At 65.6% G+C, this 13,708-nt stretch carries 11 protein-coding genes; 5 read left to right on the top strand and 6 right to left on the bottom strand.

Annotated features, from left to right (window positions below; genetic code table 11):
• Nucleotides 1-9: 9 nt before the first annotated feature.
• The 4 genes from R5H30_RS04285 to R5H30_RS04270 all read right to left on the bottom strand — a co-directional run bounded on the left by R5H30_RS04285 (nucleotide 10) and on the right by R5H30_RS04270 (nucleotide 3,750).
• The gene (locus tag R5H30_RS04285) at nucleotides 10-738 is read right to left on the bottom strand and encodes a FadR/GntR family transcriptional regulator (protein ID WP_318326812.1); all 729 of its coding nucleotides are present in this window, start codon (nucleotides 736-738) and stop codon (nucleotides 10-12) included.
• Nucleotides 738-2,213 (bottom strand): tripartite tricarboxylate transporter permease, encoded by a 1,476-nt coding sequence (locus tag R5H30_RS04280; RefSeq protein ID WP_318326810.1) that lies wholly within the window; start codon nucleotides 2,211-2,213, stop codon nucleotides 738-740. Before R5H30_RS04280 ends, R5H30_RS04285 begins: the two co-directional genes overlap by 1 nt.
• A 2-nt stretch (nucleotides 2,214-2,215) precedes the next feature.
• Nucleotides 2,216-2,704 carry a tripartite tricarboxylate transporter TctB family protein gene (locus R5H30_RS04275; protein WP_318326809.1) on the bottom strand — a complete coding sequence of 163 codons (489 nt, stop codon included), beginning with the start codon at nucleotides 2,702-2,704 and terminating at the stop codon, nucleotides 2,216-2,218.
• A 65-nt stretch (nucleotides 2,705-2,769) separates the two neighbouring features.
• Nucleotides 2,770-3,750: a Bug family tripartite tricarboxylate transporter substrate binding protein gene (locus R5H30_RS04270; RefSeq protein ID WP_318326808.1), complete on the bottom strand. Its 981-nt coding sequence runs from the start codon at nucleotides 3,748-3,750 to the stop codon at nucleotides 2,770-2,772.
• A gap of 296 nt (nucleotides 3,751-4,046) precedes the next feature.
• Between R5H30_RS04270 and R5H30_RS04265 the strand changes: the two genes are divergently transcribed.
• Nucleotides 4,047-5,318, top strand: coding sequence for an efflux RND transporter periplasmic adaptor subunit (locus tag R5H30_RS04265; protein WP_318326807.1), 1,272 nt, complete (start codon nucleotides 4,047-4,049; stop codon nucleotides 5,316-5,318).
• A gap of 3 nt (nucleotides 5,319-5,321) precedes the next feature.
• A complete protein-coding gene (locus R5H30_RS04260; RefSeq protein ID WP_318326806.1) occupies nucleotides 5,322-8,393 on the top strand; it encodes an efflux RND transporter permease subunit in 3,072 nt (1,023 codons plus the stop codon).
• Nucleotides 8,394-8,408: 15 nt separating this feature from the next.
• Here the strand turns inward: R5H30_RS04260 and R5H30_RS04255 are convergent, their stop codons facing one another.
• On the bottom strand, nucleotides 8,409-9,035 hold the full coding sequence (locus R5H30_RS04255; RefSeq protein ID WP_318326805.1) for a sodium/glutamate symporter: 627 nt from the start codon (nucleotides 9,033-9,035) through the stop codon (nucleotides 8,409-8,411).
• Between the two features lie 225 nt (nucleotides 9,036-9,260).
• Between R5H30_RS04255 and R5H30_RS04250 the strand changes: the two genes are divergently transcribed.
• Nucleotides 9,261-10,868, top strand: a complete 1,608-nt coding sequence (locus R5H30_RS04250; protein WP_318326804.1) for a BCCT family transporter — start codon at nucleotides 9,261-9,263, stop codon at nucleotides 10,866-10,868.
• Nucleotides 10,869-10,931: 63 nt separating this feature from the next.
• On the opposite strand, the gene R5H30_RS04245 is transcribed toward R5H30_RS04250, so the two are convergent.
• Nucleotides 10,932-11,345, bottom strand: a complete 414-nt coding sequence (locus tag R5H30_RS04245; RefSeq protein WP_318326803.1) for a universal stress protein — start codon at nucleotides 11,343-11,345, stop codon at nucleotides 10,932-10,934.
• 194 nt (nucleotides 11,346-11,539) lie between these two features.
• Between R5H30_RS04245 and R5H30_RS04240 the strand changes: the two genes are divergently transcribed.
• Entirely contained in the window at nucleotides 11,540-11,683 is a 144-nt protein-coding gene (locus tag R5H30_RS04240; protein WP_318326802.1) for an RSP_7527 family protein, read from the top strand.
• 571 nt (nucleotides 11,684-12,254) lie between these two features.
• On the top strand, nucleotides 12,255-13,082 hold the full coding sequence (locus tag R5H30_RS04235; RefSeq protein ID WP_318326801.1) for a phosphogluconate dehydrogenase C-terminal domain-containing protein: 828 nt from the start codon (nucleotides 12,255-12,257) through the stop codon (nucleotides 13,080-13,082).
• The last annotated feature ends 626 nt before the right edge of the window (nucleotides 13,083-13,708 follow it).

Below are 13,708 nucleotides of genomic sequence, written 5' to 3'. Positions count from 1 at the left end.
GGGTTTCCTTCAGTCTTCCTTGGTGTCGGGAGGCGACAGCTTGAGGTCCAGCAGGCGGTCCGTCAGCACGTCGATATGCAGTTGCATCGCCGACATCGCGGCCTCGGGCCGGCGGCGGCGCAGGGCGCGGTAGATGGTGCGGTGATCCTCGACCGAGCGCCGCCGGTTCTCGGGCGTGCGGGTCTGCCCGTACCAGCGCCGCCAGAGCGAGGACTCGCGCATCCGCCACAGATGCCCGACATAGGTCTCCAAGACCTCGTTGCCGGCTGCGGCGGCAATCAGCGCGTGGTACTCGGCGTCGGCGGCATCGAAGGCCGGGATGTCGTGGATCGAGACCGACATGCGGTCGAGCGTCTCGCCGATAGCATCGAGCTGCGCCTCGCTGGCGCGTTGCGCGGCGTAATAGGCCGACTGCCCCTCGATCATGCGGCGCACTTCGAGCACCTCGTAGGGGCCGACCTCGTTGCCGACCACCAGCTGGCCGTGATCCGGGTCGCGCAGGTGCTCGGGCAGCACGAAAATGCCCGAACCCACGCGGATCTCGATATAGCGCATGATCTCGAGCGCCAGCAGCGCCTCGCGCACGGTGGTCCGGCTGACATCGAGCTGGGCGGCGAGATCGCGTTCGGGTGGCAGGCGCTGGCCGGCCTTGTAGGTTCCGGCGGCGATCCGGTCGGCCAGCGACTGGGCGACCTGGAGATAGCGCCGGCCGCCGCCGGGAAGGTCCAGCGTGCTCATCACAGCGCCTCCCTGCGGCGGCGCGCCATGCGGTCGGCAATCGCGGGCCAGGCAAGCGTCAGGACCGACAGGGCGAGGAACGCGAGTGCCCAGGGCCGCTCGAGGATACCCAGCACGTCGCCGTCCGACAGCATCAGCGAGGCGCGCAGCTGCTCCTCGGCGATGGGCGAGAGCACGAAGCCGATCACGAAGGGACCCAGCGGTACCCTCGCCGCCTCCAGTCCGAGGCCAATGACGCCGAAACCGATCATCACCCAGACGTCGTCGAAACTGGAGTTCACCGCGTAGGAGCCGACGACGCAGAAGATAAGGATCACGCCCAGAAGACCGGCCCGCGGCAGGCGCACGAGTTGGGCGATCCAGCGCACCGCGCTCCACATCAGCGCCAGCATGATGAGATTGGCAACGAAGTAGGCAGCAATGATACCGTAGGCGATCTCGGGCGCGTTCTGGAACAGCAGCGGTCCGGGCTGCAGCTGGTGGATGGTCAGCGCGCCGATCAGGATCGCCTCGGTGACCGAGCCCGGAATGCCCATCGTGATAAGCGGGATCAGCGCCCCGCCGATCGAGGCGTTGTTGGCGGTCTCGCCCGCGACGACGCCCGGCTCATGCCCGGTGCCGAACTTTTCGGGGTCCGGCGACAGCTGGCGCGCGGTGGAATAGCTGACCAGCGCGGCGATGTTGCCACCGATGCCAGGCAGCAGGCCGATCCAGGTGCCGATCAGCGACGAGCGCAGAATGTTCGGCCCGTGCGTTCGCAGGTCGGCGGCCTGGACGGGCAGACGGCCCTTGGGGACGTTGATTTTTCCCAGCGGCGGCGCGCCGGCGTCACGCAGGATCTGGCTGATCGCGAAGGCACCGATCAGCACCGGAAGCAGGCCGAAGCCCGACAGCAGCAGGTCCTGATCGAAGGTCAGCCGCGCGCGCCCCGTCGAGCTGTCGATACCGGGCAGCGCGAAGGCCATGCCGAGCGTCGCGGCGAGCAGCCCCTTGACCAGCGTGCCTTGCGTCAGGGCGGCCAGCATGACCAAGGCCATCAGCACCAGCGTGAAATACTCCCACGGCCCGAACTGCAGGGCGAAACGCGCGAGCGCCGGGGACATGCCGGCCAGAAACATCCACGACACCAGCCCACCCGCCACCGAGGCCATGATACCCAGAGCGATGGCACGCTCGGCCTGGTTCTTGCGGGCCAGCGGGTAGCCGTCGAAGGTCGTGACGATCGAGGCCGGGGTTCCGGGCATCCTCAGCAGGATGGCGGTGATCAGCCCGCCGGAGATGCCGCCGACGTATTCGCCGATCAGCAGGGTAATGGCGGCGACCGGTTGCATGTGGAAGGTCAGCGGCAGGGTCAGCGCGATCAGCATGGTGGCGGTGAGGCCCGGGATCGCTCCGACGACGATCCCGAGGCCGGTGCCGAGCGCCAGAAGCCCGAAATGGTACCAATCGAAGAGGGCGAGAAAGGCGTCGACCATCGTCAGCCCAGCGAGATGTAGAGGAAGCTCTGAAACACCCAGGCCAGCCCCGTTCCAAGGGCGGCGCCCAGTCCTGCGTAAATTGCACCTGCCTTCCAGTCGAACCCGGTCAGCACAAGGCCTATGGCGCCCAGAAATGCGGTCGTCGCGAGCCAGAACGGCACCCGCAGAACGTCGAGCGCAAGCACGTAGAGGACAAGCGCCGCGAAGGTCAGCAGCGAACGGACGCGGGCCTCGGTCCCCGGCGGGTCGGGTTCGAGCGGGTCTTCAATGGGTGCGCGTCGCAGCAGCGTGACGGCCGCACGCGCGGCGATGATCGTCGAGAACAGGATCAGCAGGGCAGCCAGGATGCGCGGCATCGCGGCCGATCCCAGCGGCTCGAAGCGCGGCGGCGGAAGCCCGGCCGCCCCGATCAGCAGGACAACCGCACCGGCCCCGCAAAGCGCGGCCAGCAGAAGATCGCCGCCTGCACGTCTGATTTCGGGGCGCATCGTTTCACTCCCAGGCGGAGATGGGCCGGGGCACGGCGCACCGCGCCGCGGCGCTCGGACCTTGTTCAGCCGATGGTGGCCGCGATGCCCTTGAGCTGCTCAAGCGTGCTGCGGGCGTCTTCCATCGCCTCCGCGCCCGGCGTCCAGTAGGCCTCGAGCGTGTTCGAGGTGAAGTAGTCGACGATCTCGGGATCGGCGATGGCCTGTTCGAGCGCCGCGGCCAGCATCTCGACATGCGCGTCGGGTGTGTCGGCCGGGGCGAGCCACCAGTTCGGGTTGGCCCAGGTCACATCGTAGCCCAGTTCGGTCGCCGTCGGCAGGTCCGGCAGGTCGGGCAGACGCTCTTTCCCGAAATAAACCAGGGGCCGCAGCCCCTCGGCCTGCGCCAGATATTCCGACGCTGCGAACAGCGCGATGTCGGCGTTGCCGCCCAGCACCATGCGCAACCGGTCGGCGCCGGAGTTGGCCGTGACATAGCGCGTCTCGAACCCCGCCGCGTTGGCGAGCATGGCGCCGACAAAATGCGGGATGGTGCCGATGCCCACCGCCTCGACCAGACCGCGTGGGTTCTCCTTGAGATACGCGATGAGGTCGTCGAGCGTCTGGTAGGGGCTGTCGGCAGCGACCGTCCAGACCGGGCTGCCGCCGCCGGTGTAGCCGATGGACTTGAAGTCATCGAGCTGGAAGTTGCCCAGTTCCATGGCGATCGCGATCAGCATCTGGTGGTGCCAGTGCACGATCGTGTGCCCGTCCGGGTCGTCGCGCTGCATCAGGTTCACGGCATTCGCGCCCGCGCCGCCGTCGGCGTTGACCACGGCCATTGGCTGCGAGAGCCAGCCGTTCGCCTGGATCTTCTCGGACAGCAGGCGCGCCACGACGTCGGTGCGACCGCCCGGCTTGAACGGCACGATGATCTTTAACGGCTTTGACGGAAAATCCTGCGCCAGGGCACCCGGCACGTTCATCGTGCCCGCCGCCAGGGCGGCGCCGGTTCCGATCGTGAAGGCCCGGCGTGTCAGGCCCGGCTTGATGCTGTCTGCGGACATTCGGTTCTCCTCCCGGTTTGTCTTGGACGTTTGACGTCTAAACGGGTCCAACCAAATCCTACAGCTTTGAAATTGTCCAGACCAATTTGCCCTGCGGCGCTGCCGCCAAACGGGCGCACGGGGCAGATCAGGCGTCCGATCTGATGCTGCGCCACACGCTAAACCTGCCAGAGGATTGCGATTTTCGAAGGGTAGCGTGCGGATATCGCGCGACGCTGCGAGACCGGCTCGGTAACCTTCGAGGATCTGCCGAAGTCTTGTTTTCCGACCTCCAGACGGTACGGTGTCCAGAGGGGATGACAGGGACAGATAAGATGATGCATGGAAAACCGCGCCGGTCCTGCGTCTGGATCGGAGTTTGGCTGGCGATCCTGGCACCGGCGGCCTGGGCTCAGGACACGGTGCGTCCGGCAAAGGTCTTTACGGTCGAGCAGTCAGCCAGCGAGATCCGGCGATCCTATCCAGCGATTGTTCTGCCCTCGCGCGAAGTCGAGCTGTCGTTCCAGGTGTCGGGCCGCGTGACCGAACTTCCCGTCCGCGCCGCGACCCAGGTGTCCGAAGGCGATGTGATCGCACAACTCGATCCGCGGGATTTCAGGAACAAGATCGCCCAGCTTCAAAGCCAGATCGAACAGGCGGAGGCCGAGCTTCTCGCGCTGCGCACCGGGGCGCGGCCAGAAGAGATCGCGGCCCTAGAAGCCAGTGTCGCCGCGGCCGAGGCGCAGCTGAACCAGGCCAGCGACAACGTCGAGCGTATCAGGCAGCTCTCCGAACGCGGCGTGGCACCGGCCGCGCAGCTGGAAGGCGCCGAGGCCGATTTCAGCGTCGCCGAGGCCAACCTGCGCAGCCAGCGCGAACAGCTTCGCATCGGTCAGGCCGGTGGGAGGCCCGAGGAGATCGCGGCCGCCGAAGCCGCCATCCGGGGGCTCGACGCGCAGCTGCAGGTCGCCGAGGACGACCTCGCCGACGCCACGCTTCGCGCGCCCTTCGACGGCATCATCGCCCGGCGCGACATCGAGAACTTCACCAACGTCCAGTCCGGTCAGACCGTGGCGCTGCTCCAGGCGCTCGACACCGTGCACCTTGCCTTCGACATACCGGGGCCGGACGTCTCGACCTTTTCACGCACCGGCTTCAATAACGTCACCAATATCGCGACGTTCGATTCCCTGCCCGGCGAGACATTTCCGGCTGAAATCGTCGAGTTCTCGGTGCAGGCCGATGCCGCGACGCAGACTTACCGCGGCCGCGCCTCGGTCAGAGTTCCCGATGGCACGATCATCCTTCCCGGAATGGTCGCCAGCGTGCTGGCCTCGAGCCCCAACGAGACCAGGACGATGCCGGTACCGCTGTCGGCGGTCGGTGGCGATCCGGCGGGCGCGGCGTTCGTCTGGCGCGTCGGCGCGGACGATACGATCAGCCGGCAGCCGGTCTCGCTGGGCGAAGCGCGCCAGGATCGCGTCGACGTGCTCGACGGCCTCGAGGACGGGGACGTCATCGTGTCGGCCGGCGTCAGTCGCCTGACCGACGGAATGAAGATCCGGCCCATCGCAAGCGTGGGAAACTGAGCCATGGACCTGGCCCGGTTCGCCATCGAAAAGCGCCTGATCTCGGCCATCGCGACCGTCTTGATCCTGGTCGCGGGCTATTTCGCCTACACCGCCCTGCCCCGCTTCGAGGACCCCGAGTTCATCATCCGGCAGGCGCAGATCATCACGCCCTACCCCGGCGCCTCGGCCGAGGAAACCGCGGAGGAAGTGACCGAGGTCATCGAGAATGCCCTGCAGCAGCTTCAGGGGGTCGACGAGGTCCGCTCGGTTTCGGCGCCGGGGCTCAGCACCGTCACGGTCGAATTCACAATCGCCTCGACGCCGACCTACCCCGCCCTCTACCAGCGCTTCCAGCAGATGCGGGCGCGGATCCTCGACGCCCAGGGCGACCTGCCGCCGAACGCGCTCGAGAGCCAGGTGTATGACGATTTCGGGGACGTCTACGCCCTTTACTATGCAGTGGTCGGAGAGGGCTACAGCCTGCCTGAACTCCACGCCTATGCAAAAGATCTCCAGCGCGAGCTTGTCACCGTCGACGGCGTGTCCAAGGTGGTCCTGAGCGGCGTGCAGGACGAGGTGATCTACGTCGAATATGCCCCGGCCCGGATCATCGCGCTTGGCCTGTCCGCCAGCGACATTCAACCGCTGCTCCAGGCGCAGAACCTCGTCGTGCCGGGCGGCAGCGTCGTGGCGGGCGGGCTGCGTCTGGAAGTCCGGCCGCAGGGCGCAATCGACTCGGTCGATGCGATCTCGAACCTGCTGTTGAGCAACCCGCAGACCGGAGCGACCTTTCGACTTGGCGATATCGCCTCGGTCACGCGGGGTCTTCGGGAGCCGGCGACGACGATGCTCTACCGCAACGGGCAGCCAGCCATCGGGATCGGCGTGTCGAACACGCTCGGCGGGAACGTCGTCAACATGGGCCAGGCGGTGAATGCCCGGATCGCCGAACTGGAGGCCGACCGGCCCATCGGGATCGATGTTCTGCCGATCTCGGACCAGTCTGTGACGGTGAAGGCCTCGGTCGACGATTTCGTGACCAATGTCGTCGTAGCACTGGTCATCGTCGTCGGCACGCTGCTGGTGTTCATGGGGCTGCGCTCGGGCATCCTGATGGGCGGTATCCTTCTGGTCACGGTCGCCGGGACGCTGTTCGGGATGTACGCCTACGGGCTCGACATGCAGCGGATCTCGCTCGGGGCGCTGATCATCGCCTTGGGCATGCTGGTCGACAATGCCATCGTGGTCGTCGAGGGCACGCTGGTGCGGGTGCAGAACGGTGAAACCGCGGCGGCCGCGTCGACATCGGTCGTCGAACGGACCAAGTGGCCGCTGCTCGGCGGAACCATCGTCGGCATCCTCGCTTTCTCGCCGATCGGCTTTTCGCCCGACAACACCGGCGAATACGCCGGCAGCCTGTTCTGGACGATCGCCATCGCGCTGCTGTTCTCGTGGCTGATCGCGATCTGGCTGACGCCCTATTTCTGCACGCTGCTTCTGAAGCCCGCAAAGGTGGAAACCGAGCAACGAGAGAATGCCCTGCTGACCGGGTACCGCCGGCTTCTGGGCACCGCGATCCGGCTGCGGTGGCTGACGGTGGGACTTGTGGTGGCGCTTTTCGTCTCGGCGGTCGCGCTGTTCTCGGCCGTGCCGCCCGGCTTCTTCCCCGCCTCGACGCGGGCGCAGTTCGTGATCGACTACTACCTGCCGAACGGCGCGGACATCGAACGCACCGAGGCCGACATGCGCGCCATCGCCGAACACGCGCGGTCGCTCGAGGGGGTGACCGGCACCAACACGAGCATCGGCGGCGGGCATCTGCGCTTCATGCTGATCTACGAAAGCGAGGACGCGACCGCCTTCTACGGGCAGGTCCTGGTCGATGTCGAGGACTACCGGCAGATCAGCGGATTGCAATCGGATCTGCAGGCGTGGATCGACGAGACCTATCCGGACGCCAATTCGAAGGTCTGGCAATTCGTTCTCGGACCGGGCGGTGGCGCGCGGGTGGAGGCGCGGTTCTCCGGCCCCGATGCCCCGGTGCTGCGCGAACTTGCCGAGCAGGCCAAGGCAATCATGCTGGCCGAGGGCGGAATCGCGGTCAAGGACGACTGGCGCGAGCAGCCGCAGATCGTCCAGCCCGTGATCGACAACGACGCCGCGCGGCGGCTGGGGCTCACCCAGGCCGAGATCTCCGAGGCGCTGCACACCCAACTCAACGGCACGACGCTCGGCGTCTACCGCGAGGGGGACGAATTTATCGACGTCGTGATGCGTCCGGTGGAACAGGCCCGCAAGGACATCGGCGACTTGCGCAACGTCCAGGTTTTCAGCCAGGTCGCGGGCGGTTACATCCCGATCGCGCAGGTCGTGAGCCGGTTCGACATCGTGTTCGCCTCGGGCAACCTGAGGCGGATCGACCGCAAGCTGACAATCACCGCACAGGCGGACAACCCGCCCGGCACCCTTTCCGGCGACTATTTCGAAGAGGTGCGCGGCCCCGTCGAAGAGATCGCACTGCCCCCTGGCTACGCGCTGGAATGGCGTGGCGAATACGGCAATTCGCAGGACGCCAATGCCGGCCTCGCGGCGACGATGCCGCTTGGCTTTGGCGCGATGGCGCTGGTGGTGATCTTTCTTTTCAATGCCTGGAAACAGCCGCTGATCATCTGGCTGACGGTGCCGCTGGCGCTGATCGGCGTGATCTACGGACTGGCCGCGACCCGAACGCCGCTCGAGTTCATGGCGATCCTCGGGATCCTGTCGCTGACCGGGATGCTGATCAAGAACGCCATCGTCCTGATCGACGAGACCGACAGCCAGATCGCCGGCGGCAAGGACCGCATGGCTTCCGTCGTCGACGCCGCCGTCAGCCGCGTGCGGCCGGTCTCGCTCGGGGTGCTGACCACGGTGCTGGGCGTTGTGCCGCTGCTGTGGGACCCGTTCTTCAAGTCGCTGGCCGTTGTCATCATATGCGGGCTCAGCTTCGCGACGGTGCTGACGCTGATCATCGTGCCGACGCTCTACGCGATCTTCTTTGGTGCCCGCCCCGGCGACGACCCGGCAGACCGGCCCGGCCTTGCCGACGCGTGACGCGCGCACGTCACGTCAGAAGCCGACGAAGAAACGGATGATGAAGGCGTTGGCGAGGTCCACGAAGAAGGCCGAGACCAGCGGAAGCACGATGAAGGCAAGCGGTGCTGCGCCGTAGCGCTTGGTCACCGACGACATATTCGCAATCGCCGTCGGCGTGGCGTCGAGGGCGAACCCGGTGAACCCCGAAGAGAGCACGGCGGCAAGGTAGGCGCGCCCGACAACGGGAAAGGCCACGAAGCCGATGAAAAGCACGGTCATGACGAGTTGCATCGCCAGCACCGTGAGCAGAGGGCCGCCGAGCTCCGCCAGTGTCCAGAGCTGCATGCTCATCAGAGACATGGCGAGAAAGATCGACAGGCTATGATCCGACACCACCGCCAGTGCGCGGCTGCCCGCCGGCCATCCCATGCGCGGAAAGAGGTAAGGGATCGTGTTCGAAATCACCATGCCGACCAACAGGCAGGGTACGAAGAGCGGCAGCTGCAACCCCATCTCGGTGATGGCCTGGTGCGCGAACCAGCCAAACAGGATCGCGACATGGGCCGCAAGCGTGGCCGACATCAGCCCGACGTGGTCGACGGTCTCGCGTTTCTCCGCCTCGAAGGACAGCCCGGCGATCGGAACGACGATCTCTTCCATCCAAACCTTCTCCTGCTGGGCGTTCTGGCAATGCGACTGGCGGCCGCGTGCCGATCCAGACCGTCCCGGCGAACTCAAAGCAAGCGCGGATGTCCGAAGCGGGATCGCCCCCGACGGGCGCATTCGCATCTTGCGGCGACGACCGCCGTGCGACAGCGGATTGGACAGAACGGCGACTGACATGCAAGGGTCGTTGCACCCGGGACAAAAACGGTGGGAAAAATCATGTCTGACAGCGGAACTAAGAAGATGCTCGATCCGGACCCCAGGGTCTGGGATTTCGAGACAGAATACGAACTCGGCCAAGACAATATCCGGCCGCTCGGACTGGACATTCACAATCCGGTCTTCATCGTCTCCGGCATCCTGATCCTTGGCTTCGTGATCCTGGCGCTGACCAACCAGGAGGCGACAGCCGAATTCTTCGGATGGCTGCGGCCGTGGCTGACCAGCACGTTCGACTGGTTTCTCGTGCTTTCGGTCGATGCCATTACGCTTTTCTGCCTCGCCCTGATCGTGCTTCCGGTCGGCAAGGTCCGGATCGGCGGCCAGGACGCGACGCCCGACTACACCTACGCCGGCTGGATCGCGATGATGTTCGCGGCCGGCATCGGCATCGGCCTGCTGTTCTTCGGCGTGCTCGAGCCGGTCTATTACAACTTCTCGGAAGATGGGGCCGCACGCCCGCTGAACATCGACATCACCCAGCCCGGGAACGAGTATATCGGCGTCGTGGGCACCATCCATCACTGGGGGCTGGAAGGCTGGGCGGTCTACGCCGCGGTCGGGCTGGCGCTGGCGATCTTCGCCTACAACCTGCACCTGCCGCTGACGCTGCGTTCGGCGTTCTTTCCCCTGCTCGGCGAACGGGTCTGGGGGTTCTGGGGCCATGTCATCGACACGCTGGCCGTCTTCGCGACGCTCTTCGGGCTGACGACCTCGCTCGGTCTCGGAGCGCAACAGGTCGCCGCCGGGCTTAACGAGGTCTTCGGCATCGCTCCGTCACCCACGGTCACCGTCCTGCTGATCGTCGGCATCACGCTGATCGCACTGGGGTCGGTGCTGATGGGCATGGACGCGGGCGTCAAGCGGCTGTCCGAGATCAACATGGTCATGGCGGTGCTACTGTTCATCTTCGTGATCGCGGTCACCGGCATCGCCACGGCCATCACCCGCTACTTCTCGGTGATGGTGGATTACGTGACCCTTCTGCCGGCGCTGTCGAACCCGTTCGGACGCGAGGACACCAGCTATTTCCACGGCTGGACGACCTTCTACTGGGCCTGGTGGATCGCATGGTCGCCCTTTGTCGGCATGTTCATCGCGCGAATCTCGCGCGGCCGCACGGTGCGCGAATTCGTGCTGTGCGCCCTGATCGCGCCGACCGCCGTCTGCGCGTTGTGGATGTCGACCTTCGGCGGGGCGGCCATCGACATGCTGAACGCCGGCAGCGCCGAAGGCGTGAAGGCCACGGTCATCGACAGCTATGCCCCCGAAGGCGCGCTGTTCGGTTTCCTGAAAGAGCTTCCGCTTTATTCCGTCGTCGCCCCGGTCTCGCTGGTGCTGATCGTGATCTTCTTCGTCACCTCCTCGGACTCGGGCTCGCTGGTGATCGACACGATCACCGCCGGCGGCAAGCTCGACGCGCCGGTAATCCAGCGGGTCTGGTGGTGCACCCTCGAGGGTCTGGTCGCCATCGCCCTGCTCCTGGGCGGCGGGCTCAACGCGCTTCAGGGGGCCGCGGTGTCGATGGGCATCCCGTTCACCCTGGTGATCCTGATCATGTGCTACTGCCTCTGGCTGGCGCTCAGATCGGAATACAAGAAGATCTGAGCGGGGCCGGCCGGCCCGCACCAACTGCCAGGCTTCCGGGCTCTCCGGAAGGCTGGCGCACCGTTAGCCGCGCACCACGAAGACCGAGCAGTTGGCATGGGTGACGACGTGACTTGCCGTCGTACCCAGAAGATAGTCCTGCACTTTCGGATTGGCCGATTCCATGACGATGACGTCGACGTTGCGCTCCTCGGCCAGCTTGACGATCTGGCGGTGGACCGCGCCCTTGCGCACCACGGTCTCGAGTTCCACGCCCTCGGCAGGGTGGTCTGTCACGAACTTCTCGAGTTGCGCAGTCCAGTAGGCGACCGAGTCCCGGATGTTCAGGTTGCGCTCCATCTCGGGTGCCACCGTCGCGACGATGAGCCGCGCGCCGCGCCGCCTGCACATGGCGATCGCCTCGTCATAGGCGCCGAAGTCCAGCTTGGCGTGCCGGAGGTTGATTGGGCAGAGGATCAGGTTGGTGTCGCGGAGCATGAGGTGCCTTTCGTCAGTCCCGTCTGACCCAAGACTAAGTCGTCTCTTCCGCCCAGGTCGAGAGTTGCAGTCATGGCATCGCAAGGCGCGATTTCCATGCGCCACGCGCATGGCGGGATTGATTGGCATTTCGCGGACCCAGCACCGATCTCTGCTTCACAACAACATCCCATCCCTTCCCGGAGACCAAAAAAATGCAAGAACATGGCAGAATCGACATTACCAAGGTAGAGGCGGAAGCTCGTCGTCTGCGTGCGGAATACACCAAGAACTTGATCCGGCGGCTGTTCGGACGGCCCGAAAAACCGCGCACTTTGCCCGTCGCGCTGACCGCCTGACGAGCCCGCCGGGCGATCACGGGGACATCCACCCCGTAAAACCGGTCCGGCCCGTGCCGGGACAGATGCCCTGCCCCGGCCTCCGCACCTGTTACCGCGCGGTGTCACGATCCAACGCTACGTGCGCATATCCCTCGGCGTCTATCAGTCGCCCGATCCACCAGCGCCGCCGGTAGTTCGGGGTGATCGCGGGCGTAATTCGGCAGCGTCAGCTGCGCCGCATGAACGGCCGGGCCGGAGCTGGGGGCCCCGACATCGCGGAACAAATTTACGAAGCTGTCGCCGGGCTCCCAGCATTCCGCGCCGATGATTTTGATCTGGAACTGTTTGACGCAGATCAGCCGCTAGATCGTCCGGTAGGCCCCGGCGTCGGGAATTTCGGAGTACTAAGCCGTGTCGCTGCCGGCCAAGGCCCGCATTTCGATTATCGCCGCAGAGCCCGTGACGTTTTTGCCGCACCATGCTGCACGCCTGGTCATCGTGGTCCTGCGGAGGTTTCGGTTGACAGCTCCTGCAACATATAATCTCATCACACCAGTAAAGCCGTCGGCGGGTATCGGGAGGACCTCAGATGACGACAGTTGCCCTGCTGGGTGCCGGTGGCAAGATGGGCGTCCGCCTGTCGCTGAACCTCGCCGAGACCGACTTCGAAGTACGTCACGTCGAAGTCAGCGAGGCCGGCCGTGCGCGGCTGAAGGAGGCCGTCGGCGTCGACTGCGTCGCGCAGGACGCGGCGCTCGACGGGGCCGAGGTGGTGGTGCTTGCCGTGCCCGATACCCTGATCGGAAAGGTGGCCACCGGCATCGTCGACAAACTGGCGCCGGGCACGATGGTCGTGATCCTAGACGCGGCGGCGCCCTATGCCGGCCACCTGCCGGAACGCGATGACATCACCTATTTCGTGACCCACCCCTGCCATCCGATGATCTACCACAACGAGGCCACCGAGGCGGCGCGCCTCGACCGGTTCGGAGGTGTCGCACATCCGCAGGGCGTGGTGAACGCCCTGATGCAAGGCCCGGAAGAGCATTACGCGCTCGGCGATACCGTCGCCCGGGCGATCTACGCGCCGGTGCGCCAGACCTACCGGGTCACGGTCGAACAGCTCGCCTATCTCGAACCCGGGCTGTCCGAGACGGTCTGCGCCTCGCTGCTGGTGGTGATGAAGCAGGCCATGGACGAATGCGTCAAGCAGGGCATTTCCGAGGATTGCGCCCGCGACTTTCTGCTCGGTCACATGAACATCCTCGGTGCCGTGATCTTCGGCGTTCAGGAAGGCCAGTTTTCCGATGCCTGCAACAAGGCGATCGAGTTCGGCATCCCGGCCCTGATGAAGGACGACTGGAAACGGGTCTTCGAGCGGGACGAGATCATGGCCTCGATCCAGCGTATCACCTGAGCGGCCAATTCCGGTTGCGGGCCGCTTGCAGGCACGTAACGGAGGGGACCAATCCGACCGACCGATCCGACGGAGGCCTCACAGACCTCTGGGCATCCCGGTATTGTAGGTGGCGCCAGTGATAAGATTCGGGCGATCTGCGCCCGCTTTCGAAGCTGGCGCGCCGGTCACATGGTTTGGCTTTGCGAAATCGACGTGCCGCCACGGCAGCGGAGCCACTCCAGTGAGGCAGATGACCCAGCCGTCCGCGCAATCAAATGCGCGTCTGCGCCTTTCCGCGTCGGCAGAATTTAACGAACACTACGAGGGTCAACACGATCCGTGATCTGTCCGTCGTTGCAGGTCGGCCAAGGATATCAAGCGCGCTATGGCATCCTGGTTTTTGTGCACACGTCGCTCAAGCGGTTGAGCCCGAGAGCGTGCGGGCGAGGCCGCGCGGGATCCTCGACGGGCGCGCTCGCGAGGGTCCGGCTCTGTGCGAGTACGCCCGCATAAGTCGTGCCCGTGCGTATCAACCCAAGCGACCCCAAGTCGAGCCTTTGACAGGGCTTTCGCTGGCGCATCGGTCAAGGTGACCCGTCGGCAGTTCACGATGATCGCGCGCCAGACACCGGCCGGATTGCGCG

This window comes from Roseobacter sp. FCG-D35, assembly GCF_033436665.1.
Classification (GTDB): domain Bacteria; phylum Pseudomonadota; class Alphaproteobacteria; order Rhodobacterales; family Rhodobacteraceae; genus JAWQFO01.
This window is presented reverse-complemented; position numbering and strand designations above follow the sequence as displayed.

Excerpts from the sequence above, each read along its gene's own strand:
- R5H30_RS04275 (WP_318326809.1), bottom strand. The coding sequence starts at position 2,704 with ATGCGCCCCGAAATCAGACGTGCAGGCGGCGATCTTCTGCTGGCCGCG.
- R5H30_RS04265 (WP_318326807.1), top strand. The coding sequence starts at position 4,047 with ATGACAGGGACAGATAAGATGATGCATGGAAAACCGCGCCGGTCCTGC.
- R5H30_RS04235 (WP_318326801.1), top strand. The coding sequence starts at position 12,255 with ATGACGACAGTTGCCCTGCTGGGTGCCGGTGGCAAGATGGGCGTCCGC.
- R5H30_RS04255 (WP_318326805.1), bottom strand. The coding sequence starts at position 9,035 with ATGGAAGAGATCGTCGTTCCGATCGCCGGGCTGTCCTTCGAGGCGGAG.
- R5H30_RS04270 (WP_318326808.1), bottom strand. The coding sequence starts at position 3,750 with ATGTCCGCAGACAGCATCAAGCCGGGCCTGACACGCCGGGCCTTCACG.
- R5H30_RS04280 (WP_318326810.1), bottom strand. The coding sequence starts at position 2,213 with ATGGTCGACGCCTTTCTCGCCCTCTTCGATTGGTACCATTTCGGGCTT.
- R5H30_RS04245 (WP_318326803.1), bottom strand. The coding sequence starts at position 11,345 with ATGCTCCGCGACACCAACCTGATCCTCTGCCCAATCAACCTCCGGCAC.
- R5H30_RS04260 (WP_318326806.1), top strand. The coding sequence starts at position 5,322 with ATGGACCTGGCCCGGTTCGCCATCGAAAAGCGCCTGATCTCGGCCATC.
- R5H30_RS04240 (WP_318326802.1), top strand. The coding sequence starts at position 11,540 with ATGCAAGAACATGGCAGAATCGACATTACCAAGGTAGAGGCGGAAGCT.
- R5H30_RS04250 (WP_318326804.1), top strand. The coding sequence starts at position 9,261 with ATGTCTGACAGCGGAACTAAGAAGATGCTCGATCCGGACCCCAGGGTC.
- R5H30_RS04285 (WP_318326812.1), bottom strand. The coding sequence starts at position 738 with ATGAGCACGCTGGACCTTCCCGGCGGCGGCCGGCGCTATCTCCAGGTC.